Genomic DNA, 23,788 nt, shown 5'->3' with positions numbered 1-23,788 from the left:
TCGTCTCTCTCGCTTTTTCTCAAACCTCAAACGAAACAACTTTTCCTTCATTTACTGCAATGAGCCCAAAGTCTGTAATCTTTAAGGCTGGGCTTACTGGAAGTGAAAGGGTGCTAAGGGACATGATTACATTGTAATGTTCGTAGCCTAGTGATTTTAACGCGAGTGTTAATTCTTCAACTTGCTCTGCAATCACTTCTAAAGGTTCTTCAGAGAGGATGCCGCCGACCGGTAATGGTACCATCGAATGGATTTCTCCGTTATAGACACAGCAGATGCCACCTTGGTTTTTGATGACTTCATTTGCAGCGAGCTGCATGTCCTCTTTATTTTTCCCAACGACTAACAGGTTATGGTTATCATGGGAGTAGGTAGTTGCGACAGCACCTCGTTTTAGGATGTCTCCACCGATTAGTCCATGTGCTTTATTTTCATTTTTTCCATAACGCTCAAAGGTTTTCACTAAACAATAAGAGCTATCTATCCATTGTAATCTGCCAGCATTGACAGGTAGTGTGTCTTGTCTTTCTTCTGTAAAAGTTGAGCCGTTTTGTACATGAATGGTGCGAACGGTCACATTCGTTTTTACCGTGTCCATTTGAACCTCGAAGTCTTCTGCATGTAATGGAGATAGCTTCACACTTTCATAGAAGGATGCAGGGAATTGTTTAGAAACAGCGTCCTGTACATATGGTAGCTCATGATCAAAGACCTTTACACCATTTTTATAAACGGCATCAATTGAAAATTCATCCAAATTACTAACTATCACAAAATCAGCTATTTTACTTGGTGCGATAGCTCCTCTGTCATACATTCTCATCCTCTGAGCAGGGGTATAAGTACATGCATAAATCGCATCTTCGTAAGACATTCCCATTGAAATAGCCTTCTTTAGCAATACATTTAAATGACCTTTTCTTTGAAGAGAATCTGCCATCACATCGTCCGTCACAAAACAAAAATGCTCTTTTACTGGATTTTCAATGAGATAATCGATTACTTCTGGTGTCATTGATTTCTCTTGGATTTCTAAAAACATGCCGATTGCGATTCTTTCTTTCATTCCTTCGACTGTTTGGTGCGTATGATCGGAGCCAACACCAGCAAATGCGATTCCTTGTAGCTCATCATCCAATAGCTTTGGCACATGTCCTTCGATGATTAGTTCAGGATAGTGCTTACGAACGTAAGCGAGGATTTGATTGGTTTTGCAATCAGGTTTTGTAAGAACATCATAGTAATTCATGATTTCGCCTAAGCATTTAATCGATTCTGTCTGCATTAATTCTTCAATATCTTTTATTTCAATTGCGCCTCCCGTTGTTTCCATGGAAGTTGCAGGAACGGAGCTTGGGATGCCATAAAACATATCGACCACTTCAGCTTTGCTTGCCTTTATCATTTCTTTTACACCATCAATGCCAAACACATTGGCCATTTCATGTGGTTCTGGAACAATCGTCGTTACCCCATTTTTGATTAACGCATAGGAAAAAGTCGCAGGACTTACCATCGTACTTTCGATATGCAAGTGAATATCAATTAAGCCTGGTACAATAAATTTTCCAGCAGCATCAACAATCTCGCTTGCTTGGAAAAATTCTTTGCCTTTTTTCCCGATATAAAAGAATTTTCCATCTTTCATAGCGATATTTTCTTTTCTAAATTGTTTAAAATAACTGTTAAACACCGTTCCATTTAAAACAAGTGTATCTACTGGCATAAAAACCCTCCTCTATTCCACAAGGACCATTTGATTCTTTGGAATAATTACCGTTACTTCTTGTCCATTTTTAAATGGCTGAACCATTTCTTTATTGATCGTAAAGTCACCTAGCGCGGTTTGAACAACATATTGATAGCTCCTGCCGAGGAATGTTGTGATTTTGATTGTTCCAGTCATCCCATTTGTAGGAATAGCTGTTGTACTTGGCTCCATTATGAAATCATCGGGACGGACCGCACCAATCATTTTATTTGGATTTTTCATATGTTCATGACGATCTATCGTAAATACCAATCCAGCTTTTTCAAGTTCAATATGATCCTTGTGATCTGTTCGTTTATCAAAAGCAATAAAGTTTTTAAAGCCAATAAAGTCAGCGACGAATTTCGTTTCTGGATACTTATAAATGGTCGCAGGATCGCTTAATTGTTCAATTACCCCTTTATTCATAATCGCAACTTGATCTGAAATAGAGAAGCATTCCTCTTGATCATGGGATACGTAAACGGTCGTAATTCCTAGTTCCTGCTGAATTCTGCGTATCTCCACTCTCATATTGACTCTTAGATTCGCATCTAGATTACTTAATGGTTCATCAAATAATAGAATGTCTGGTTCGATAACTAAAGCTCTCGCAATTGCCACGCGTTGTCTTTGTCCGCCAGATAGCTCTCCAGGAAACCGTTGTTCGAATCCTCTTAGATTAACGATTTCCAGCATATTAAGGACGCGTTTCTCGATTTCTTTTTTTCCAATTTTACGTAAGCGCAAGCCATAGGCAATATTGTCAAAAATAGAAAGATGGGGGAATAGTGCATAGTTTTGAAAAACAAAGCCGAAGTTCCGTTTGTTCACAGGAACCTTCGTATAATCTTTATCTTGGAAAATAAATTTCCCATTACTAGCTTCTAAAAATCCAGCAATTAAGCGAAGGGTCGTTGTTTTTCCGCAGCCACTGGGACCTAATAAGGAAACAAGCTTCCCTTTTTCGATGCTTAAATTAAAATCTTCTAATATATTTTTCTTCTCATAAGCGACAGATACATTTTCTAAAGTAAATAAAGCCATTTTTATCCTCCATTATCTTTTCGTGAAATAAGACAGGCCCATTAATCTTTCGACTGCAAACATAAAGATGGCAGTAAGGAACATTAATAGAACAGAGATGGCTGCAACAGTAGGATCAAAATAATTTTCTACATATAGCAGCATTTGAATAGGGAACGTACTTACACCAGGTCCGGTCATATAGACAGAAATATCCACATTATTGAAGGACTCTAAAAAGGCAATCATGACTGCTGCAATAATGCCTGACTTAATATTTGGCAATACTACGCTAAAGAATGTCCCAATTCGAGTCGCACCAAGGCTGAGTGCTGCTTCTTCTATAGAAAAATCAAAGTTTGCCAGACTAGAAGAAATGACGCGAATAATAAATGGCAGCATGATGACCGTATGACCGATAAATAGGGATAAATAAATAGGAAGGTTGTAGGTCACAACAATATAGCGTAAAAAGGAAAAACCTAGAACAATTCCTGGAATAAGAATCGGAGATACAAAGATAGCATTGATAATGCCCTTGCCAGCAAAGTGGAAGCGGCTAAGCGCATAAGCTGCTGGGACGCCAAGCAATAATGCTAGAATGTTTCCTGCTATAGATACGATAATGGATGTCTTAAAGGTGCTTAAAAACATCTCCACCTTAAAAATATTTTCATACCATCTAAAGGAATACTCTTCTGGAGGGAATTTCAGAATGCTTCCACTCTCAAAAGAGGTAATCGATATTATTACAAGTGGCCCAAGTAAAAAAATAAAAACGAGGATCGTAAAGAGGGCCAATCCTCTATGTTTCTCTTGCATACACGTTTACCCCTTTGGATTTAGTTTTTTTGCAACACCGTTCATGATGGCAATAATGATAAAGGTAACAACAATCATAATCGTTGCCACAATAGAGGCAAGCTTCCAATCATTTAGTGTGATTGCATTTTGATAAAGAAAAGTGGAAATCACTCGTTGCTTGCCACCTAGTAAGGCTGGTGTTGTATACGCGGTAAAGCTTCCTACAAACACTAAAATACTCCCAATTACAAGACCTGGAACACATAATGGCACAATGATTTTCATAAAGGTCGCAATCTTTGAAGCACCTAGACTTTCCGATGCGCGTAATAAATCATTGTCGATATTCTCCATTACACCAACGAGTGTTACGATAATTAATGGAAGAAAGAGGTGAACAAGTCCGATAATAATTGCGTTTGGTGTATATAAAATATTTAAAGGCTCTTGAATAAGACCTAGGCTCAATAACGTTTTATTTAGCACACCATTTTTTCCAATGATAATCATCCAGCTAAACGAGCGGACGACAGGGCTTGTCAGCAATGGAAAAATCGTAAACAACAAGAGTATGGCTTTTCTTTTGCTAGGAAGCTTTGCAATATAATAGGAAACTGGAAAGCCAATTAAAATACAGATAAAGGTAGTTAGTAGACTTACCCGCAAAGTAGTAAGAAGGATATCGATAAAATATTTATCCTTAAAGAAATCGATATATCCTTGTAAACTAAAGGTACCTTCGTCGTGAAAGGTTGTACCAATCATCGAAAGAATTGGAATCACTAAAAATATCGTTAAAAATAATACACCTGGTAGTAAGAGTAAGTATAAATATCGTTTTTTCAAGACGTCACTCCCTTTCCTCAAAGCGACCATTTAAAATGTCTATAAACATCTGAAAGAAGGCATGATCATCCACTTTTAAGGAAACTTGTAAATTTACTTTTTTCTTTAGGCGACTTTGAAAGTCACAAATGAGCTGACCATCACATAACTCGCTTTTTGTTTCAATATCGACGAAATACTTTTGAGTTTCCACGATTCTTTTGTTTATTGCAATTCCAACAGCTAGTGGATCATGCATCGCACAAGCATGGATTCCATAACGGTCAAAATATTTCTGTTGATAATCGTTTGTACTTTGACTAATATATTCTCTTAATGTGTCATCTTTAATGTATTCAAGATGATCTTTCGTCAATAATGCTTTTCTTGTTACATCTAAACCAACTTGCGTTATAGAAGGAAAGCCTGCGTGTAAAACAATTTTGGCTGCTTCTGGATCCACATAGCTGTTAAATTCAGCAGTTGGGGTAACATTGCCTGGTCCTTTTACTACTCCCCCCATGAAAATAACTTCTTTTACGTGCTTCGTAATTTGCGGACATTTTTTAACTGCTAATGCTAAATTTGTTAATGGTCCAGTAAGCACTAATGTTACTTCGCCGGAAAAGCTAAGAATAGAATTAATCAAAAAATCAGGGGCAAAGCCATCACTCACAGGATGAGTGATAGCTGCCTCCTTTAGTGCTCCGCCTAAACCATCTTCTCCGTGAATGCGGTGTTCGAAGAAGGGCTCCCGAAGTAGGGGAGTGGCAGCACCTTTGATAACAGGGATATGATCTGCTTTTACTAAATCTAGTATTTTGCATGTGTTTGTCGTTGCTTGGTCTAGGGAGACATTGCCGTTAACGGTTGTAATCCCTAAAATATCAAATGCGTTGCTCTTTACGGCTAGTAGAATACCAATTGCATCATCAATGCCAGTGTCTACATCCAATATTAGCTTCTCTTTCATGATGACCCTCTTTTCTATTATTGAACTAGCTCACGATTCCAGCGATCGATCCAACTTTTTAGGTTGTCGTTGATAAATTTCATATCTAATGTGTGTAAGCTTGCGATAACATCTTCTCCATATGTTAATCCTTCTGCTTCTTCTTCTGTTAATTCAACTTGTGTATTAACCGGTGAATCTACTTTGTTCTTTGCTGATTTTTCTTGTGCTTCTTTTCCTAAAATATAGTTGATGAATTTTTCGGAAAGTTCTTTTTGATCTGTATCTTTTACTACGTTCATTGTATTCATAACAGCATATCCGCCTTCAGCTGGTGTAACAAATTCAGCATTAGGCACTGCTTCCTGTAAATCTGCAAAATACATTTCCATTATTGGACCTGCAGCGATTTCACCTTGAGCAAACATATTTACAAATTCAGATGTTTGTCCATATTCTTTCACAACACTTGGCATTAAAGCTTTTAATTGTTCAAAGGCTTTGTTTTCATTAAATGTTTCTTCACCACTAACTAAGGAAGCTGTATCCACTATCATTGGACCTGTTGTGGATGTGATGCTAGGAATCGTTATTTTTCCTTTTAAATCCTCACTCCATAGGTCTTTCCAAGAAGTAATTGGATTTGCTACTTCATCAGGATTGTAAGCAATTCCGAATTGAGCAATAGTGTAGGCTGGACCATATTCTTCGCCTAGTGGAGCTTTGGCTGCTTCATAAATATTGTCTAGATTAGAAAGCTTACTACGATCAATTGTTTCAAATAAATTATCTTCAATTCCTTGTTGTGCATAATAGTCAGATAGGAAAATGACATCTACATCTGAATTTCCTTGTCTTACTTTATTTAATCGATCTGCATTATTGCCAGTATCTAAAACGATTTCTACATTATTTTCTTTTTCGAATGGTGCATATATTTCGTTGCGGAAGAAATCTTCATTAAATCCCCAAGTGGAGACAACTAATTTTTCTTTTGTTTCTTTGCTGCTGTTTGCTGTGTCATCTGAACTACAAGCGGCTAATAGTAAGAAGGATGAAGCTGTAACTGCACTAACTAATTTTTTCATTTTCATTTTTGAACCCTCCAAATGATTTTGTTTGTTAATGGTTTAATGACTATCTTTCTTGCTAGCGTTGATAATAATAAAAGGCTATTTTCTAAAGTTTGTTGCTATCGCCCGCAGCCGGAATACACTTCGCTTTCCGTGGGGCTCGCGCTTTAGCCGCTTCGTCGCTACGCTCCTGCAGGGTCTTAAGACTGTCTCGCTAATCCCACAGGAGTCTACGTGTATTCCGGCTGCTAATTGTTTCCAACTAATTCTTTTTTCCTATTGAGAAAACAACAATCTTTTAGAAAATGGCCTAATAAAAAAAAGACAAGCTTAAATAGAATTATCCTTCTACTTAAGATTGTCTTTTCTTTGTAAACAAAGATTAAACTTATCTTTTGTATATATCGGCGTTCTGCTTAGATAAATCCAAGAAGAAATCCAAGTTTAATTTTTAGATAATACAATGTTTGTAAAAGCAAGCTGTGTGAAAGAATCATAATCCCTAAGAATCGCTTCGATATTCCAATTTGTCGTTTCTTCTAGTTGTTCTTTAAGCTTTTTCTTAAAAAGTAAGGACAGATGAAAGTCAACCTCTTGTTTAAGGCTCGGTACTTCTCCTTCCAGAGCAGCAGAGCGTGATGCACGAGGGTGCTTCGCATGAAGTGTGATAACATTATGATCGATTGTCACCTTCAGTAATGTTGTACCAGCACCAAATAATTCCTTAGAAATCTTATTGTACACATGAGATAAAAATTTCTTCATTTCATTTGCATCGATGATAAATCACCTGCCAAACTATTGATATTGGTTATTATACATATTATTTTTGAGTATTTCAATAAAATGTGCGGATTTTGACGATAAAAATATTAATTTGTCTTTTCGTGTTGAGAAAATAGAGTGAAAAGCGAACTTTTTTAGTTTTTGAGGGATCGGGGGGGGGACGGTTCTTTTGATTCCCTATAGAGCTTACTAGCAGGAACAGAGGAGAGTTCTTAGTATCAGTTTTAATATTAGTAAAATTTCATATATTCATAACTTTACACTAGTGTCGCATAAATAAGTTCTGAATTTTCAGTTTTGAATTATCCATATTTTTAAGAAAAAATGAAAACACCAAAACTAAGGTAGTAAACATCCATTTTTTTACTATAACCTGTGACTTATCCAACAACGACTGTTACAGCCCTTATGGCACGCACTTTCCTTTGATTTTGCGTAACCAAATGTTTGCGGATTTCCAGAGAGCTGCTTTTAAATAGCGACTAATTTGTAAATAACTTCGGTCGCTATTCGAGTTCAACTGGGCCAATACGTTCAAACAATACACAATCATCGCTATATACACTTGATTGTGTACAGCTTGCTCACTATGACCATAGAACTTTTTGATATTCAAATGTTGTTTCATCCATTTGAAAAAGAGTTCAATCGCCCAACGTGATTTATAGATTTCTGCGATTTCGTCTGCACTTAAATCAAATCGATTCGTTAGTAACGTTAGCTCTTTGCCTTTTGTATCAAGTAATTTCAGTCGACGAAACACGTTTTCTGAACGGTTTTGAGTTGTACCAATCACCACCATATCATCCGATAAAACCGTGGAATGTGTAGGCAGTGTAAATGATTCAAGTACTCGTACTACGGCATTTTTGCGAAGTCTTGTGACAAAGAAATAGCCATCATCCGTCATGCGATCAAAACGTTCGTAGTCTAAATAACCACGGTCGAATACGTACATGCATTCTTTGTCGTCAATGAATATTTCTAGCTGACCTCGATCGTGTTCGATGGCATTCGTAAGCACTCCTTTATCTGGATAAGAGAAACCCTTTTCCATGAACACGAGGCGTAAGTGAAGCTTTACACCCGATTTTGTCTTTCGAAACTCTGCCCACGTATGATTGGTTAAATTAAGTGGGAGTGTACTCGAATCAATGATTTTCAGTGGTGTCGAAATCTTTCTTCGTTTTTCAAAATCTGTTTTCTTGTGGATTTGGGCGACCAAATCTAAAAAAATCGTTTGAAAGAACTCAGTTGGAATTGTATTGATTCGTCTTCCTAATTGGGAGAAGCTAATCGAGTTCAACCCTGTAGCACATTGCAAATCGTCTGAAAATACAGCGTCACTCAAAGCCCGTAAACTCTCGGTTTCATGGAGCTGCGCATACAAAAGTAATTTAAAAAAGGAAGCCATATAAAGCTTCTTTGTATAGTAGTTTAATTGATGTGTTTTCACCTGTTCTTCTAATAATTTCTGATTAAGCGGTGAAAACCATTGTTCAAATGATGTTTTTCGTGTAAACTTATCCATGCGTATGTCCTTTATTGTGGATTTGGATAGGTTACTACCTCCCAACCATTATAAAGGATTTTTTTATGGAAAAATTAAGTTGCAGAAAATTCAGTTTTAAAATTTGTGTTGAATTATTTTAGTGCGACACTAGTGATAACTTTATTACATTATCTTTTATTTTTCTAGTGTGTGGTAAGATTTTTTAACATTATTTTAGATTAAACGAGAGAATAGAAACTGTAGGTAGTATGAAATTAATTTGCCTACTATAGGGGGAGTAAAGTGATTTTTTAAGCACTACTTGTTGATTTATCCTATTCTTAACGATTTGTAAAATCTCAACTGAAGGAAGTCTTCTTTATAAGAAATAAAAGAAAATAGATATTTTTATAACATTGGTTAAGGAGCTGGTTTTATCGGTTATTAACTGAGCCTTTGTGCAAATGAACAAGGATTATTGGTTGGTTTATCAATTGTTAAAGGGCTTTCAATGGAATAAAATGAAATCGTATTCAATCGGTCTAATTGCAAATGGTTTATAAGGGGTATACAACAATTTGTAAGCATTAGAGAAACAAGAGTGGAATACAGGATGATATTTTTAAAGGGAATTTTGATTGGGAGATTCGGATGTAATAGGCCGTTATTGTAAAGATTAATAGATTAGGAGGAGTATTTATGACAGCTGGGTTAGATATTAGTTGGATTGGAGCCTTGTGTGGTTTGGCGTTGGCAATTATTTTAATTTTGTTTAAATTAGCCCCAACCTACTCACTTATTTTAGGAGCAATCGTTGGAGCATTTATTGGTGGTGCTAATTTTACAGAGACAATTACTATTTTAGTATCAGGGACACAAAGTGTACAAGGAACGGTTATCCGCATTATTGCTGCAGGTGTTTTTGCGGGTGTTATGATGGAATCTGGGGCAGCAGAAACAATTGCCAAGTTTATTGTAGATAAGCTCGGTGGAACGAAAGCAATGCTATCTTTAGCATTAGCTACTATGATTATTACAGCAGTAGGTGTATTTATTCCAGTAGCGGTACTGATTGTTGCGCCAATCGCACTATCTGTAGCAAACAAAATGGGCTATTCTAAAATTGCGGTCTTAGTTGCGCTGTCTGGAGGTGGGAAAGCAGGAAATATTATCTCTCCGAATCCCAATACAATTGCCGCGGCAGGTGGATTTGAGCTTAATGTTAACCAGGTGATGATTGGAGGACTGATTCCAGCTATTTTTGGTGTTGTTGTAACAGTAATTCTTGCATCTCTAATCAAGTATAAAGGAACTAAAGTGACAGATGAGGAGGCCGAGGAGCTAGAAAAAGCGAACGTTTCCAATCTTCCGGCTTTATCTAAGGCTTTAATAACGCCAATTATTGCTATTGTTCTTTTGATGATTAGTCCAATAGGATCAATGCTTGGAATAGATGTTCTTACGAAGCTGAATATTGACTCCTTGTTTATTTTGCCTTTTGCTGCAGTCGTCGGAACGCTAGCATTAGGTAAAAAAGATAAGCTTTTAGATTATTGTACAGCTGGCTTAAATAGAATGACTCCAACCATTTTAATTATTATTGGTGCAGGTGCTATTGGTGGATTGATTACTGCTTCAGACTTGCCTACACAAGTAGTTGCATTGGTAGAGTCCTCTGGCATTTCTGGTACATTCCTTGCTCCAATTGCAGGAACTTTAATGGCAGCGGCAACAGCATCTACTTCAACAGGGGTTATTTTGGCAACTGGTTCATTTTCAGAAGCAATATTGAATACGGGAGTTGCACCTATAGCTGCTGCAGTGATGACACATACTGGTGCTACTGTAATCGACCACTTACCACATGGAACTTATTTTCATGTTACCCGTAATGCTATGAATATGAGTATGGCAGACAGAATGAAAGTGGTAGGGTATGAAAGTATTGTTGGCTTAACCATGACTATTGTAGCAATAATCCTATACGGATTTATCTTATAAAACGAGGTGGAAGCAATGGGGAAAACATTTTTATTAGCTCCTGATTCATTTAAAGAAAGTATGACAGCCAAGGAAGTTTGCATTGCAATGGAAATAGGGATAAAAAGAGCAATCCCTGATGCAGAATGTATTCATGTACCAATGGCAGATGGTGGTGAGGGTACTGTTCAATCTTTAGTAGATGCAACAGGCGGAACACTAGTTACGAAGGAAGTTACAGGACCTCTTCAAACAGCGGTTTTAGCTCAATATGGTATTTTAGGAGACGGAAAGACGGCCGTTATTGAAATGGCATCTGCTAGCGGAATCCATCATGTTACTAAGGAAACCAAGAATCCTCTTATTACAACCACTTATGGGACAGGTGAATTAATAAGGGAATGTATAGAGCAAGGAATTACTGACATTATAATGGGAATTGGCGGAAGCGCAACTAATGATGGTGGCACAGGAATGGCCGCAGCGCTTGGCTATAAATTTCTTGATGAAGATGGAAATGAACTGTTATTTGGTGGTGGGTATTTAAATGAACTAGTTACAATCGATGATTCCAATGTTATTCCACACTTGAAAAATGTGAATATTTTGGTTGCATCAGATGTAACGAACCCTTTATGTGGAGAAAATGGAGCATCGGTTGTCTTTGGTCCGCAAAAGGGTGCTACTCCAGAGATGATTGAGATCTTAGATAGAAACTTACGTCACTATGCTAAAAAGGTAAAAGAGCATCTTGGAATGGATATAGTAGACACGCCTGGTGCGGGGGCGGCAGGTGGTCTTGGAGCAGGTTTACTTGCTTTCACTAATTCAACAATGAAGAAAGGTATAGAGATTGTAATCGAATATACAAATTTAAAAGAAAAGTTGAAAGCTGCAGATTATTGTTTTACAGGAGAAGGCGGCATTGACTTTCAAACAAAGTTTGGTAAAGCACCATATGGAGTTTCTCAAGCTGCTAAAAATGTGAACAATGATATTAAAGTGATCGCACTGGCAGGTTATATTGGTCAGGACGTAGAAGTTTTGTATGAAGAAGGCTTTGACGCTATTTTTGGAATCGTCCCTGGAGCAGCTTCCATTGACACTTTGCTGTCTCAGGGAAAAGCAAATGTTGCACGAACCGCTGAAAACATTGCCAGACTATTAAAATAGCTAAGAAAGAAGAAAAATTAATCATGCAAGCTTTTGGTAGAAGCTGTTCCTTTGACTTGGGAGCAGCTTCTTCACTTAATACGATTAATTAACATAAAGATTAGTTCTAAAAGATCCAATATATTCTTAGGATCTTTTCCTGTAATTTTGTGAATTCTATTTAATCTATAGTTTAATGTATTTCTATGCACAGTAAGTTGGTTGGCTGTTTCATTCATGTTCATATTGCAGTTAAGATAAGCCTGGAGGGTCTTAATAAGTTCATCGTTTGTTTCAAGCAAATCTGATTGAAGGGCTGTTTTTTTTATTTTTCTCAAAGAATAGGATAGATCGGCAATAAATTCACAATCAGCATAAAAAATAACTTTCTGATGAAAAAATAATCCCTTTAATACTTTTAAAGCTAATTTTGTTTGAAGAAACCCATCAGCAATCTTATCATTTATTTTACTTATGGAAAGGAAGACGTCTTGATACTTAGCTAACTGCTCTTGTAGTTCTTTTATGTTGTTTGGCTCTTGGACAACCACGCATAGCGTATTTTGATATGGTTGAAAGAAAGGATAGTTGTTGACTATTGTCTCATCAACGTTTTTGGGAAATTCGATATACACCAATTGGCTGGGCTTATTTAGGTGAACATCATAGAATAATGCCTGGTCTGTTATGTCTTTTGTATAAATGGTAGTAGGATCTATTAATAAGTTGAAAAAATCATGCTTTACATTCTTTCTCATATTTTCTTTTTCTGATGCGATGCTTTGTTCGATTAATAACAGGACGGTTGATTTAACTAGTTTTCCGAAAGGGCTCGTTTCCTTGATCTCACCGCTAATACCAACTACGCCTAAAATATCATTATTCCATTCAATAGGCAGATTAATTCCTTTCTTAACGAATTCTTCATCCTGTTCGATAGGAACGATTTTTTTTTGTTTGATGGCAGCAACAGCACCGTGATGGAGCGTGCCAATCCTCTTTTTATTTCCACTTCCAATGATAATGCCTGTTTTATCCATAATATTAATATTATAAGGAATATCCTTCATCATTTTATTTACAATTTTTTGCGCCTGTTTTGGTGTTAATTCATACATATTAATTGGTTCACCTACCTTTTGAAAAGAAAGAATAACTATACTTATTATTATATAGTGTAATCATGGAAGTATAAAACACAATTAGGCGAGTTCTTCTGTTTTTTGAAAGCGAAGGATGTTCGAAGCTACTTAAAAAGTACAGTTATTCCTATTTAAATAGATTTTTGTATTTGAAAGCAAGAAACAGGGTAATAAACTAATATTTCAGTAGTTTCAATCTGTCCCTCATGTTTCCTTTAAAAAGCATCTGGATAATCTTCCTTGAAATATTACAAAAGAAAAGGTAAGTTTCTGAAATTCTAAACAAAACTGTTGGCCTAATGGTAAGGCTAGTATTTTTTCTTGCAAAATGGACAGACTGCCTTTTCCTTAAACACATGTTTTACATTTATCGGAAGAGGATTTTGGAATTACCAATTAGAAATTGATGATTATGATTATTGATACGAAATAAAAAAATTTCGATTCCGCCAAAGCTCTTAGATGGATAAATAGTAATGACCTCAATAGGGAGTTCTTTTAAACACAAGCATAAATGAATTCCATCCTTAAATTTTTATTGTGTAGTCACTTATTTTTAATTAAACTATACCATTGACTGATAACGCATTCAATTATGACGATGGAGATTTGCTGATTTTCCGAAAACCTATCAAGTGTCAAAATTAAAAAAGGGAAGCGGAAGAACCGTCCCTCTGAGGTCTTAATAGAAAAGAATAGTGGGATGAGGATAATGGAATAGTGCTTGCTAAATGATGATTAATACAAGTAGATTGTTAAATTAAGGTTGATGCATTGGTTTTATGAAACAACTGCTTATTCAGGCAAGAGCACCAATCCACTAGGGGATTCTTGGAATTTTTCTCCCTACTTATTGGAGTCGAGCTATCGCCTCTCAATACAAGATTGTATGTTAAAAGAAGTATGTTTTTACAGTAAAAGCATACGGTTCTCTTGCTAGAAGAAAAGCAAGAGAACCATTCTATGCTTACTTTTTCATCACATCTTCCATCTGATGATATTGTTCTTCTATTTCTGTTGATGGCTTTTCTGTTGCTAAGCTGACTAGTATGACAGCAATGGTGCTTAATAGGAAGCCAGGAATCATTTCGTAAAGGGTTTCTTGTAAGACCGGAATATTTGCCCAGATGAGAACTGTTACTGCTCCCACAAGCATTCCTGCTAAAGCTCCCCACTTTGTCATCCTTTTCCAATGTAAGCTTAACAAGATAACAGGACCAAATGCTGAACCGAAGCCTGCCCATGCGTAACCAACAAGTCCTAAAATCGTGTCACTTGGATTGATAGAAAGAGAGATTCCAATCAATGCTACAATCAAAACAGTAATTCGTCCAATAAGGACAAGCTCTTTGTCGCTAGCATCTCGACGGAAGAATGTCTTATAGAAATCTTCTGTTAACGAACTAGCGGTTACAAGTAACTGAGAAGAAATAGTACTCATAATAGCAGCTAGAATAGCAGCTAATAAAAATCCAGTAATAAATGGGTGAAATAGAATAGTAGAAAAAGCAATGAAAACTGTTTCAGGATCAGCTAACTCCTGCCCTTGAATAGAGTAATAGGCAATCCCGATAAGTCCAGTCAACATGGCACCAATGATAGAAACAATCATCCATCCCATACCGATTCGACGTGCTGTTTTTAGTTGTTTAATACTACCTATAGCCATAAATCGAACAATGATATGTGGTTGCCCAAAGTAACCTAATCCCCATGCTAATAATGATATTATCCCTAAAAAAGAGGTTCCTTTAAAAAAGTCTAAAAGGGAAGGGTCTACATTTCTAATTTCTTGAAAGGTGTCCTGTACGCCACCTATATCTGTAAAAGCAACAACAGGAACTAATATGAGCGCAATAAACATGATGACACCTTGAATAAAATCGGTCATGCTAACTGCTAAAAATCCGCCGAATAAAGTATAGGCAACAACGACCCCAGCTGTTATAAATAAGCCTACTTTATAGTCGGTATTAAAAGAGCTTTCAAACAATCGGCCACCAGCCACAAGACCTGATGATGTATAAAGAGTGAAAAAGATTAAAATAACGAGCGCTGAAACAGAACGGAGTATTTTCGAATAATCATTAAAGCGATTTTCTAAAAAATCTGGAATGGTAATAGAATCGTTCGCCACTTCTGTATAAGTGCGAAGACGTGGGGCAATGATTATATAGTTTAAATAAGCACCAATTGTTAATCCGATTGCTAACCATAAGCTTGAAATTCCAGAAGCATACATCGCACCTGGCAATCCCATTAACATCCAACCACTCATATCAGAAGCGCCTGCAGACAATGCAGTAACAGCCGGCCCAAGACCACGCCCTCCTAACATATAATCATTTAAATCGGATGTTTTTTTATACGAGTAATATCCAATTAACAACATACCTACTAAATAAATTCCTAAAGAAATAAATACTTCTACCTGCACCAAATCTCTCCCTTACAATTTATAAGTTTTGAATACATAAGTGTTGACAGCTGTCTTTCGTATTCTTGTATCTGATACATTTATTTACCTTAACAACAATCGAAAAAGCTTGCAAGGAAGAATAGGCATTTAGCTAAAATGAAAAATGGTGATGATTCCCAGTGGTTTAATAATGAAAACGTATTCAAAAATAAATATATTTGTAATATTCAGAAATTTGTAACAAGGACGATTCTGCTGTTTAAAAAAATGGAATCAGTAGAATCGTCCCTATGTGTCCGTCAAAAAGCATCCGGATATTCTTCTTGAAAATATTGCAAAAGGGCAGGCAAGTTTTTCTGGAATTCTAAGCAAAGTTGTTGGCCTAATGGTACGGCTAAAATTTTTTTCTGGCAAAATGGACAGATAGCCTTTTCCTTAAATACATGCTTTACATTTATAGGAAAATGATTCTTGGAATTACCAATTAGAAATTGAAAGGTATGATTGTTGGCGCGAAATAAAATCTCTATTCCGTCAAAACTATTAGATGGATAAATAGTGATTGCTTCAATAGGTAGTTCTCTAATCGCAAGCATAAATGAATTCCGCCCTTATTGTATAGTCTTTTGTTATAATTAAACTATACCATTAATTGATAGCGTATTCAATTATCTAAAATGGAATATTCCCTAAAAAGTCTTTTCCTTCAAATGCATTGGGGTATCCAAAAATCTACTGCGATTCAAAATAAAAAAAGGGAAGCGGAAGATCCGTCCCTTATATACTTTCTTTTGCTATCCATCCTAACATGCCATCTTTTTTAATCAATGTATATCCTGCGCAGCTGTCATCAATAATGGATACTTGCTCTCCTTTATGTACGGTAAGTTGGGCGCAGGATACGTCGGTTTTTACTTGGTATTTTCCATCGTTAAGTGGGTGAATGAATTCGTTTTTTACAAAAATGACGCGATTTGTCTCTAATTGCTTACATTGTGTAAAGTATTTGTTTTTTGCTAGTGGCTGAATAAAGTAATAGGGATAATTAATAGCACCAGACTTGGTAGTGTCGGCATAAAAGTCTTGCCGTACTTTCCTAGTAGGGAAATGGTCTACATATGTATAAGAAAGTGTATCTCCTTCTATCATTAATGCATTTAGCTGTCCAGTTGGTTTCACCATATTTCCACCGTCAATTGCTATTATTTTTTTGTCCTCATCAATGATTGGATTATCAGAAGGATGCTCTGTTGAATAGTTTACTACTGGCCAATGTCCAACAACAACGTATTTATTTGCTTGATGGTTCTTTTCTAAAAAAGAAGGGATAGAAATGGCGAGTTCTCGATCTGTTTCTTGCCAATTCTCAATATCCTCTAAGCCTGCATGAACAAAGATATATTGTTCAGTTTCAATTGCGGTGGGCAGATTTATTAGCCAATCGATTTCATTCCTAAAATGTTTCATTACTAGCTGTTTTATTTCTTGAACCGTTGTATGCTCTTTCATAACAAAATCTAGTTCTCCCAACCACTCATTTACCAGAGAATATTTTTGTCTAGCAAGGTATTTTAAAAGAGCAGGATTCTCATTCAAAAGCTCCTCTATCAACGCATCGCAGTTTCCCTCTGTTACCTGGACATTTGGTTGATTACTAGAAAGGTCCATAATATAACGAATTACTTCTTTACTACTAGTTCCTTTTTCACACATATCTCCATTAATAATTAAGTAATCGTCACGATGATAATTCACTTTATTTAGGAGCTTTTTTAATAGGTTGATTTCTCCATGTATATCGGAAATCACGATGATACGACTGTCATAAGGAATGGTTACTTTTTTTATTTTTTCCACTGTAATAGGACTCCTTCATTTTACTTCTATTGAAAGAATTGTTCGAATTTATTATATTATCATTATTTAAATGAAGCCATGAGATAGATAGTATTTTTAATAGAAAAAGACGATTCTCCTGCTTCCAAAAATGGATGCAAAAGAACCGCCTTGCTATCAATCTTCCCAAACATCGTTCATGAGGTCTTCGATTTCTTTGCGAAGTTTATCTGTCTCTGTTTTTAGTATTTTTACATTGTTGCCGGTGATTTCTACTACATCTCCGACTGCAGCCTTTTTGGGCAGAATCCTTTTGGGGAAATCTTGTGTTTTCCCATTGATTTCGATAACGGCAAAATCTCCTTCGAAACGATCAATAATCCCTTTCATGACTCTCTCCTTATTTCGGTGTAAATGAAGTTTGGGTTTTATATGTCTTTCCATTATAGCCTGCGGAAATGTCTACGACTACTTTATAGCCTTTAGCAGCACGACTTATTTTTACAGGCAGTGCTTTGCCAATTGTTCCTTTATAAGTAGTTGTTGTGCTTTTATAGCGGAATACTGCTTTATAAGATCCTTTTGGGATTCCTTTTACAGTTAAATGGATCGTGCTGTTTTGCTTTGGTTTCGTATTATCTAATTTTGCCGTTAATTTATAGGTAGCAGCAGGTTTCTTCGTTGTACTTGTGCTAGTTGTTTTTTTATTAAAACTAATTGTTTTCCCATCTGAAGTTGCGATAATCGTACCTTGTTCGTCAGTTCTGAATATTTTTGCTTTACTGTTATTCAATCTTTTGATTGTTTCAGAAGTAGGATGACCGTAGTTATTCTTCCCTACAGAGATTACAGCGTAAGTTGGTTTTACTACATTTAAAAATGCAGAACTTGTTGATGTTTTTGCACCATGATGTCCCACTTTAAGGACATCCGCTTTTAACGTTTGTTTGGATTTTATCATGTCTGTTTCTGCCTTTGTCTCCGCATCTCCTGTCAACAGAAATGATTTTTTTCCATAGACAAGGCGTAAAACAGCACTCCAATCATTTAAATCACTTTTATTATAGGATTTTACAGGTCCGACAAATTTGGCTGAAACACCTTTTAAAGGGATGGAAACTCCTTTTTCAGCAGTCTTTATGGTTAAGCCTTCTTTTTTTACGGAGCTTAAGAAATCTTTATAAACTTGAGTAGTATGGCTTACTCTTGGAGCATAGACGGATTTCACCTTAAATGCCTTCAATACTTCGTCTAATCCACCCATGTGATCAGCATCAGGATGTGTGGCAATCATTACCTCAATATCTTTTACTCCCTGTTTCTTCAGGTAGGATACAACATCACTTCCATCTCTATTCCCACCATCGATGATAATATCGTCTCCCTTTGGAGTCTTAATGTAAATACTATCTCCTTGTCCTACATCAATAAAGTGTACCTGTAGCTGATTAGCAGCAGATGCTGGTGATACGAACACAGTAGATAGAAGTAAGATAAATACTGGCAATAATAATTTTAGTTTTTTCATATATGATATTCCTCCTTATGCCAAAAAGAAATATATCATTATTTAAAATGGAAATCTATATAAATTACAGGAGTTGAAAAAAATAACAATTATAAGCAAACGGATGATAATTTCACTTCCTTTTTAGGGATGCAGAAGAACTGTTCGGAGCCACTGAAAAAGTATATTGGCTATAGGCTTTGAAACCGAATAATATGGTTGGATTGGAGCGGCGACAAGTCCCAGCAGAAACCAAAAACATAGAGACAAAATGGCTCGACGCATGTTCCAGTGAGTCGTGTAGTCGCCGCGTTTAACAGCCGGGCACCAGATAATCATGAAGGAGCGGTTTTTCAAATGTCTCGAATCGTTCCTCAACTCCAATATGAATGGTTTTTTATTCATTTCCATACAATAAGCTTAGCTTGAGTTTTAACAAAGGTGGTCTGGTTTTTGGAAGAATGCATTTACTATTTATCGAAATGATTGGATTCGAATTTTTAAAGCGCCTGTTGCTGCACTTTTAATAGTCGCTTTAATGGTGTTGCCATCTCTTTATGCGTGGTTTAATTTGGCGACTTCGTGGGATCCATATTCCAATACGAGTGGGATAAAAATTGCTGTCACAAGTGAAGATGATGGAGCCGTTATTCGCGATTCTTTCGTCAATATTGGTGGTGAAATTGTTGCGAGCTTAAAGGAAAATGATAAGCTTGGCTGGGAATTTGTAAGGAAAGAAAAAGCGAAGAAGGGGGTGAGGAAAGGAGAATATTATGCAAGTCTGTACATACCACATGATTTTTCTGCTAAAATTGCAACGATTTTAGCAGACAAACAAGTAAAGCCAGAAATTGACTATAGTGTAAACGAAAAGCTAAACGCTAAACGCTAAACGCAATTGCACAGAAGATGACTTCAACTGGTGCCTCTACAATTGTGCAACAAGTGAAAGAAAACTTTATTCATACGGTAAGTGAGGCTGTTTTGAGTGTTTTTAATAACGCTGGAATTAAGCTGGAAGAAGAACTGCCGACGATTAGAAATATAGAAGAGAAAATTTTTGGATTAGAAAAAGAAGTTCCTAAAATCAATGAATTAGGAAAAAAAGTGATAATACTTGAAAGTAAATTGCCTGATATCAATAAACAAGCATAAAAAATCTTAACATTAGAAGCGGCTTTTCCGGAAATTAATGAAGGTGGTAAAAATATCCTATTATTAGAGGGAAAGCTTCCAGAACTATAAAAGGTAGGGGAAGGCATTCTTCTACTACAAGAAAAAGCGCCTGAGATGCAAAAACTAGCGGATGGAGTGATGGAGCTAGATGCCCATTTTTCTGATATTAGTGAAATGGTAACAAGCGCATTATCTAATGTAGAAAATATGCAATCATTTCTTGAAACAGCAAGTGGATCATTAGAGCAAATAGAACAAGGGATAAATAATGGGGAGCAAATTGCAGATGTACTGCCAGGGTTTATCGATGCAAATGGGCAAGCGCTCGATGCTGTTGGCCCTGTGTATAAGCAAAATCTTCTTCTTTATCAAAAAACGGCTGATGCTGTCCATCAATTTGCTGCATTAGTTCCAACAGGAAATCTTACAGAAGAGATAATAAGGACAAATGCATTGGCTTTGCAAACACAAGTGCAAACAAGCATCGATAGTTTAACACGCTCGATTGCATTATTTACTACTTTAAACAGTGCGACCCCAAATGAAGAAGAAGCTTTTTTAACAGAAATAAGAGACTTACAGGCATTACAAAAAAATTTTCAGCAAGAAAAAGAGGAGCTTCAAACAATTGAGGAAGAGGATATGGAAAAAGCAACCACATTATTTGCATTGTCACAAGAAGCAATAGAGCTTAGCACCACTCTAATGAATCAGTATGATAAGCAAACAGCACCAGCTATTAATCGTACTTTAGAGGAGATAAAAGATTCTGCGCAATATAGTATGAATGATTTAGAAAGTACACAAAAGAATATCCCAAAGCTAGAAGAAATAATAAAAAATACAGAAGAATCACTTACCTTTGCTCAGGAAGAATTAACAAAGCTTAAATCTAATTTACCTACAATAGAACAAGAGATTCATGAAGCGACAAATTTAATACAGGAAAATATGGATAAAGTTTTAGCTGGCATTAATGACGCTGCTAAATTTTATAAAGCTTCTTTTCCGAGTATAAAAGAGAAGATTCATGCAGCAGCAGGCTTTGTTCGCAATGACCTTCCTGCGGCTGAACAAGATATTTCTAAAGTTGCTGCATTTATTAAGACTGAGTTATCTAGGGTAGAAGATGCTGTTCATAAAGCGGCAAATATGGTAGAAAATGAATTGCCAAAATTAGAAGAAACATTGAATAAAACGGCGGATTCTATTCGGACTTTTGAAGACGAATATGATTTAGGTGAGATTATCTCTTTGTTGAAAAATGATATAAAACAAGAAAGTGATTTTATTTCGGATCCAATTGTATTAAATGAAAATTCCTTGTTTCCCATTCCTAATTATGGGTCAGCGAATTCGCCTTTTTATACAACCCTAAGTTTATGGGGTGGTGCATTATTGCTCATTTCCTTATTACGAGTGGATGTTCGAGATCCAGAAGGAATCTACACTCCGAACCAAATATACTTTGGAAGATTGCTTACCTTTGTAACAATTGGAATATGTCAAAGTCTGATTGTTACACTAGGAGATATATGTATCTTAAAGGCATACGTAGCGGATCCAGTTGCGTTTGTGTTGTTCAGTATGTTTATCAGCTTTGTATTTATGACAATTGTTTATACATTGGTTTCTGTTTTTGGCAATCTTGCCAAGGGATTAGCGATTATTTTTCTTGTCTTGCAGTTATCTGGTTCTGGTGGTACATTTCCTATTCAAGTTGCACCACCTTTTTTTCAGACCATTAATCCCTTCCTACCATTTACACATGCCATCAATCTTTTAAGAGAAACAGTAGGTGGGATGGTAAAGGAAACAGTACTATTTTCATTTAGTATGCTTCCTGTTTTTAGTGCGATTGCTTTCATCATTGCACTCTTTTAAAAAAAACATTGGAAAATGGAACAAAAAAAATGACGGAAAAGGCAAAAGCAAGCGAGATTATTCATTAATAAAGGATAAGGCAGTATGTAGAGGATGATAAGTTGGATTTGATTTTGCTGCCCCAATATACAAAGGATTTCTGAGAGAAACATGTCCTTCTTATTGTTTAATAGACTGAATGTATTCCTAAAAAAAGGGAATGAATTTCTAACAAAAAGGAAAAAATTCAATTGTAAACGTATAAACTTTTCTATTGACAACTTGTATATACATCTATATCATTAAAAAGTATCTTGTATATACAAGATTCGAAAAATTAATCTGAAAACGCTTTTAATATTTTGAAAATAGAATTTATCTTCATTTATAGAGTAGGGGGACGCAAAGCATGAGCGTGGATAAACAGCAAGTCAGCGACATAATAGAATCAATAGGCGGCAAAGAAAATATTTCTGCTGCCACACATTGTGTGACAAGATTAAGATTTGCATTAGCAGATGAAGGCAAAGTAAATAAAGAGAAGTTAGAATCGATTGATTTGGTTAAAGGCTCCTTTTCGACAAATGGTCAATTCCAAGTAGTAATTGGTCCAGGTACTGTCGAAAAAGTATATAAAGAATTAATTAATCAAACAGGAGCAAGTGAAGGGACAAAGGACGATGTAAAAAAAGCTTCTGAACAAAATTTAAATCCATTACAGCGAGCAGTGAAAATGCTAGCTGATATCTTTATTCCCATTTTGCCTGCGATTGTAACAGCTGGTTTACTAATGGGTATTAACAATGTATTAACCGGAGAAGGTATCTTTTTTGATCAGTCAGTTGTACAAGCATATCCACAATGGGCAGATTTTGCTAGTATTATCAATTTGATTGCCAATACAGCGTTTACTTTTTTACCTGGTTTAATTGGTTGGTCTGCGATGACGCGATTTGGCGGCAGTCCTCTATTAGGGATTGTTCTTGGATTAATGCTCGTTCACCCAGATTTATTAAATGCATGGGGATATGGAGCAGCAGAAGAAGTTCCAACATGGAATATTTTCGGTTTAGAGGTAGAGAAAGTTGGTTATCAAGGACAAGTTTTACCAGTCCTAATTGCATCTTTTGTATTAGCTAAATTAGAAATTTTCTTAAGAAATAGAATTCCGGATTCTTTCCAAATGCTATTTGTGGCGCCAGTAGCCTTATTAATAACTGGATTTGTATCATTCATTGCAATCGGACCAATTACATTCTTTATTGGGAATTTGATTACAGATGGCGTTATAGCTATCTTTGATTTTGCGCCAATATTAGGTGGATTAATTTATGGGGGATTGTATGCACCACTTGTTATTACTGGAATGCATCATACTTTCTTAGCAGTAGATTTACAGTTAATCGGAAGCACTGGTGGAACTTTCCTATGGCCAATGGTTGCTTTATCCAATATTGCTCAAGGTTCAGCAGCACTTGCCATGTTATTTATCGTGAAAGATGAAAAATTAAAGAGTTTATCTATAACATCAGCTGTGTCAGCGTATCTTGGTGTTACAGAGCCTGCATTATTTGGTGTAAACCTACGATTCCGTTTTGCTTTTATTTCAGCAATCGTTGGATCTGCAATTGCAGGTGCCTTTATTTCTATCCAAGCAGTTAAAGCACCTTCAATAGGAGTAGGTGGATTGCCAGCATTCCTATCTATTTTTCCGCAAAATTGGGGATCATTCTTCATTGGAATGGCTATTGTTATATTCGTACCTTTCCTTTTAACGCTATTATTTGGTAAAGTACGTAAAGTACAGTAAGAAGTAGAAAGAACTTAGATAACAGAAGATATCAAATGATTTTTATTGGTATCTTCTGTTTTTATTTTATCCCCACGCTTAAAAATCAGTACGACTCACAACTGCAAGTTTTAAGAGAATTCGAGGAAGATAGGTGGGAAATCAACTGTCCGTAAAGCTAACCATCAGTGAGGGATGAAGGAAAACCACACTAAT

General features: G+C 36.1%; 19 protein-coding genes and 1 pseudogene. 6 read left to right on the top strand and 14 right to left on the bottom strand.

Annotated elements, in window-relative coordinates:
* Positions 1-19: 19 nt before the first annotated feature.
* From AB3U99_RS20830 to AB3U99_RS20795, 8 genes are all read right to left on the bottom strand, one after another.
* On the bottom strand, positions 20-1,726 hold the full coding sequence (locus AB3U99_RS20830; RefSeq protein WP_400243664.1) for an adenine deaminase C-terminal domain-containing protein: 1,707 nt from the start codon (positions 1,724-1,726) through the stop codon (positions 20-22).
* A 12-nt stretch (positions 1,727-1,738) separates the two neighbouring features.
* Complete coding sequence (locus tag AB3U99_RS20825) at positions 1,739-2,797, bottom strand: ABC transporter ATP-binding protein (protein ID WP_400243663.1); 1,059 nt, start codon at positions 2,795-2,797, stop codon at positions 1,739-1,741.
* 12 nt (positions 2,798-2,809) lie between these two features.
* Positions 2,810-3,598 carry an ABC transporter permease gene (locus tag AB3U99_RS20820; protein WP_031540039.1) on the bottom strand — a complete coding sequence of 263 codons (789 nt, stop codon included), beginning with the start codon at positions 3,596-3,598 and terminating at the stop codon, positions 2,810-2,812.
* A 6-nt stretch (positions 3,599-3,604) separates the two neighbouring features.
* Positions 3,605-4,426 (bottom strand): ABC transporter permease, encoded by an 822-nt coding sequence (locus AB3U99_RS20815; RefSeq protein ID WP_400243662.1) that lies wholly within the window; start codon positions 4,424-4,426, stop codon positions 3,605-3,607.
* Positions 4,427-4,430: 4 nt separating this feature from the next.
* A complete protein-coding gene (locus AB3U99_RS20810; RefSeq protein WP_400243661.1) occupies positions 4,431-5,378 on the bottom strand; it encodes a nucleoside hydrolase in 948 nt (315 codons plus the stop codon).
* Between the two features lie 17 nt (positions 5,379-5,395).
* Positions 5,396-6,445 (bottom strand): ABC transporter substrate-binding protein, encoded by a 1,050-nt coding sequence (locus AB3U99_RS20805; protein ID WP_400248139.1) that lies wholly within the window; start codon positions 6,443-6,445, stop codon positions 5,396-5,398.
* Positions 6,446-6,874: 429 nt separating this feature from the next.
* A complete protein-coding gene (locus AB3U99_RS20800; RefSeq protein WP_400243660.1) occupies positions 6,875-7,195 on the bottom strand; it encodes a DUF2294 domain-containing protein in 321 nt (106 codons plus the stop codon).
* 427 nt (positions 7,196-7,622) lie between these two features.
* Positions 7,623-8,747, bottom strand: a complete 1,125-nt coding sequence (locus AB3U99_RS20795; protein WP_400243659.1) for an IS4 family transposase — start codon at positions 8,745-8,747, stop codon at positions 7,623-7,625.
* A 660-nt stretch (positions 8,748-9,407) separates the two neighbouring features.
* Between AB3U99_RS20795 and AB3U99_RS20790 the strand changes: the two genes are divergently transcribed.
* Entirely contained in the window at positions 9,408-10,709 is a 1,302-nt protein-coding gene (locus AB3U99_RS20790) for a GntP family permease (protein WP_400243658.1), read from the top strand.
* A 15-nt stretch (positions 10,710-10,724) separates the two neighbouring features.
* A complete protein-coding gene (locus AB3U99_RS20785) occupies positions 10,725-11,861 on the top strand; it encodes a glycerate kinase (RefSeq protein ID WP_400243657.1) in 1,137 nt (378 codons plus the stop codon).
* 71 nt (positions 11,862-11,932) lie between these two features.
* Here the strand turns inward: AB3U99_RS20785 and AB3U99_RS20780 are convergent, their stop codons facing one another.
* From AB3U99_RS20780 to AB3U99_RS20755, 6 genes and pseudogenes are all read right to left on the bottom strand, one after another.
* The gene (locus AB3U99_RS20780; protein ID WP_400243656.1) at positions 11,933-12,958 is read right to left on the bottom strand and encodes a CdaR family transcriptional regulator; all 1,026 of its coding nucleotides are present in this window, start codon (positions 12,956-12,958) and stop codon (positions 11,933-11,935) included.
* A 991-nt stretch (positions 12,959-13,949) separates the two neighbouring features.
* Entirely contained in the window at positions 13,950-15,419 is a 1,470-nt protein-coding gene (gene putP / locus AB3U99_RS20775) for a sodium/proline symporter PutP (protein WP_400243655.1), read from the bottom strand.
* A 281-nt stretch (positions 15,420-15,700) separates the two neighbouring features.
* The gene (locus AB3U99_RS20770) at positions 15,701-15,997 is read right to left on the bottom strand and encodes a hypothetical protein (protein WP_400243654.1); all 297 of its coding nucleotides are present in this window, start codon (positions 15,995-15,997) and stop codon (positions 15,701-15,703) included.
* Between the two features lie 181 nt (positions 15,998-16,178).
* Positions 16,179-17,258: a metallophosphoesterase gene (locus AB3U99_RS20765; RefSeq protein ID WP_400243653.1), complete on the bottom strand. Its 1,080-nt coding sequence runs from the start codon at positions 17,256-17,258 to the stop codon at positions 16,179-16,181.
* A 156-nt stretch (positions 17,259-17,414) separates the two neighbouring features.
* A complete protein-coding gene (locus AB3U99_RS20760) occupies positions 17,415-17,627 on the bottom strand; it encodes a DUF3006 domain-containing protein (RefSeq protein WP_400243651.1) in 213 nt (70 codons plus the stop codon).
* A 313-nt stretch (positions 17,628-17,940) separates the two neighbouring features.
* Positions 17,941-18,765 (bottom strand): annotated as a pseudogene (locus AB3U99_RS20755) (ComEC/Rec2 family competence protein); the annotation flags it as partial.
* 451 nt (positions 18,766-19,216) lie between these two features.
* Between AB3U99_RS20755 and AB3U99_RS20750 the strand changes: the two are divergent.
* The 4 genes from AB3U99_RS20750 to treP all read left to right on the top strand — a co-directional run bounded on the left by AB3U99_RS20750 (position 19,217) and on the right by treP (position 23,593).
* On the top strand, positions 19,217-19,636 hold the full coding sequence (locus AB3U99_RS20750) for a YhgE/Pip domain-containing protein (protein WP_400248138.1): 420 nt from the start codon (positions 19,217-19,219) through the stop codon (positions 19,634-19,636).
* Positions 19,637-19,680: 44 nt separating this feature from the next.
* Positions 19,681-19,899 carry a hypothetical protein gene (locus tag AB3U99_RS20745; protein WP_400243650.1) on the top strand — a complete coding sequence of 73 codons (219 nt, stop codon included), beginning with the start codon at positions 19,681-19,683 and terminating at the stop codon, positions 19,897-19,899.
* Between the two features lie 135 nt (positions 19,900-20,034).
* Positions 20,035-21,804: a YhgE/Pip family protein gene (locus tag AB3U99_RS20740; RefSeq protein ID WP_400243649.1), complete on the top strand. Its 1,770-nt coding sequence runs from the start codon at positions 20,035-20,037 to the stop codon at positions 21,802-21,804.
* A gap of 388 nt (positions 21,805-22,192) precedes the next feature.
* Positions 22,193-23,593: a PTS system trehalose-specific EIIBC component gene (gene treP, locus AB3U99_RS20735; RefSeq protein ID WP_400243648.1), complete on the top strand. Its 1,401-nt coding sequence runs from the start codon at positions 22,193-22,195 to the stop codon at positions 23,591-23,593.
* Positions 23,594-23,788 lie beyond the last annotated feature (195 nt).

Origin of the sequence: Niallia tiangongensis (assembly GCF_044704065.1) — a bacterium.
In the GTDB taxonomy this organism is placed as follows: Bacteria; Bacillota; Bacilli; order Bacillales; family Cytobacillaceae; genus Niallia; species Niallia tiangongensis.
This window is presented reverse-complemented; position numbering and strand designations above follow the sequence as displayed.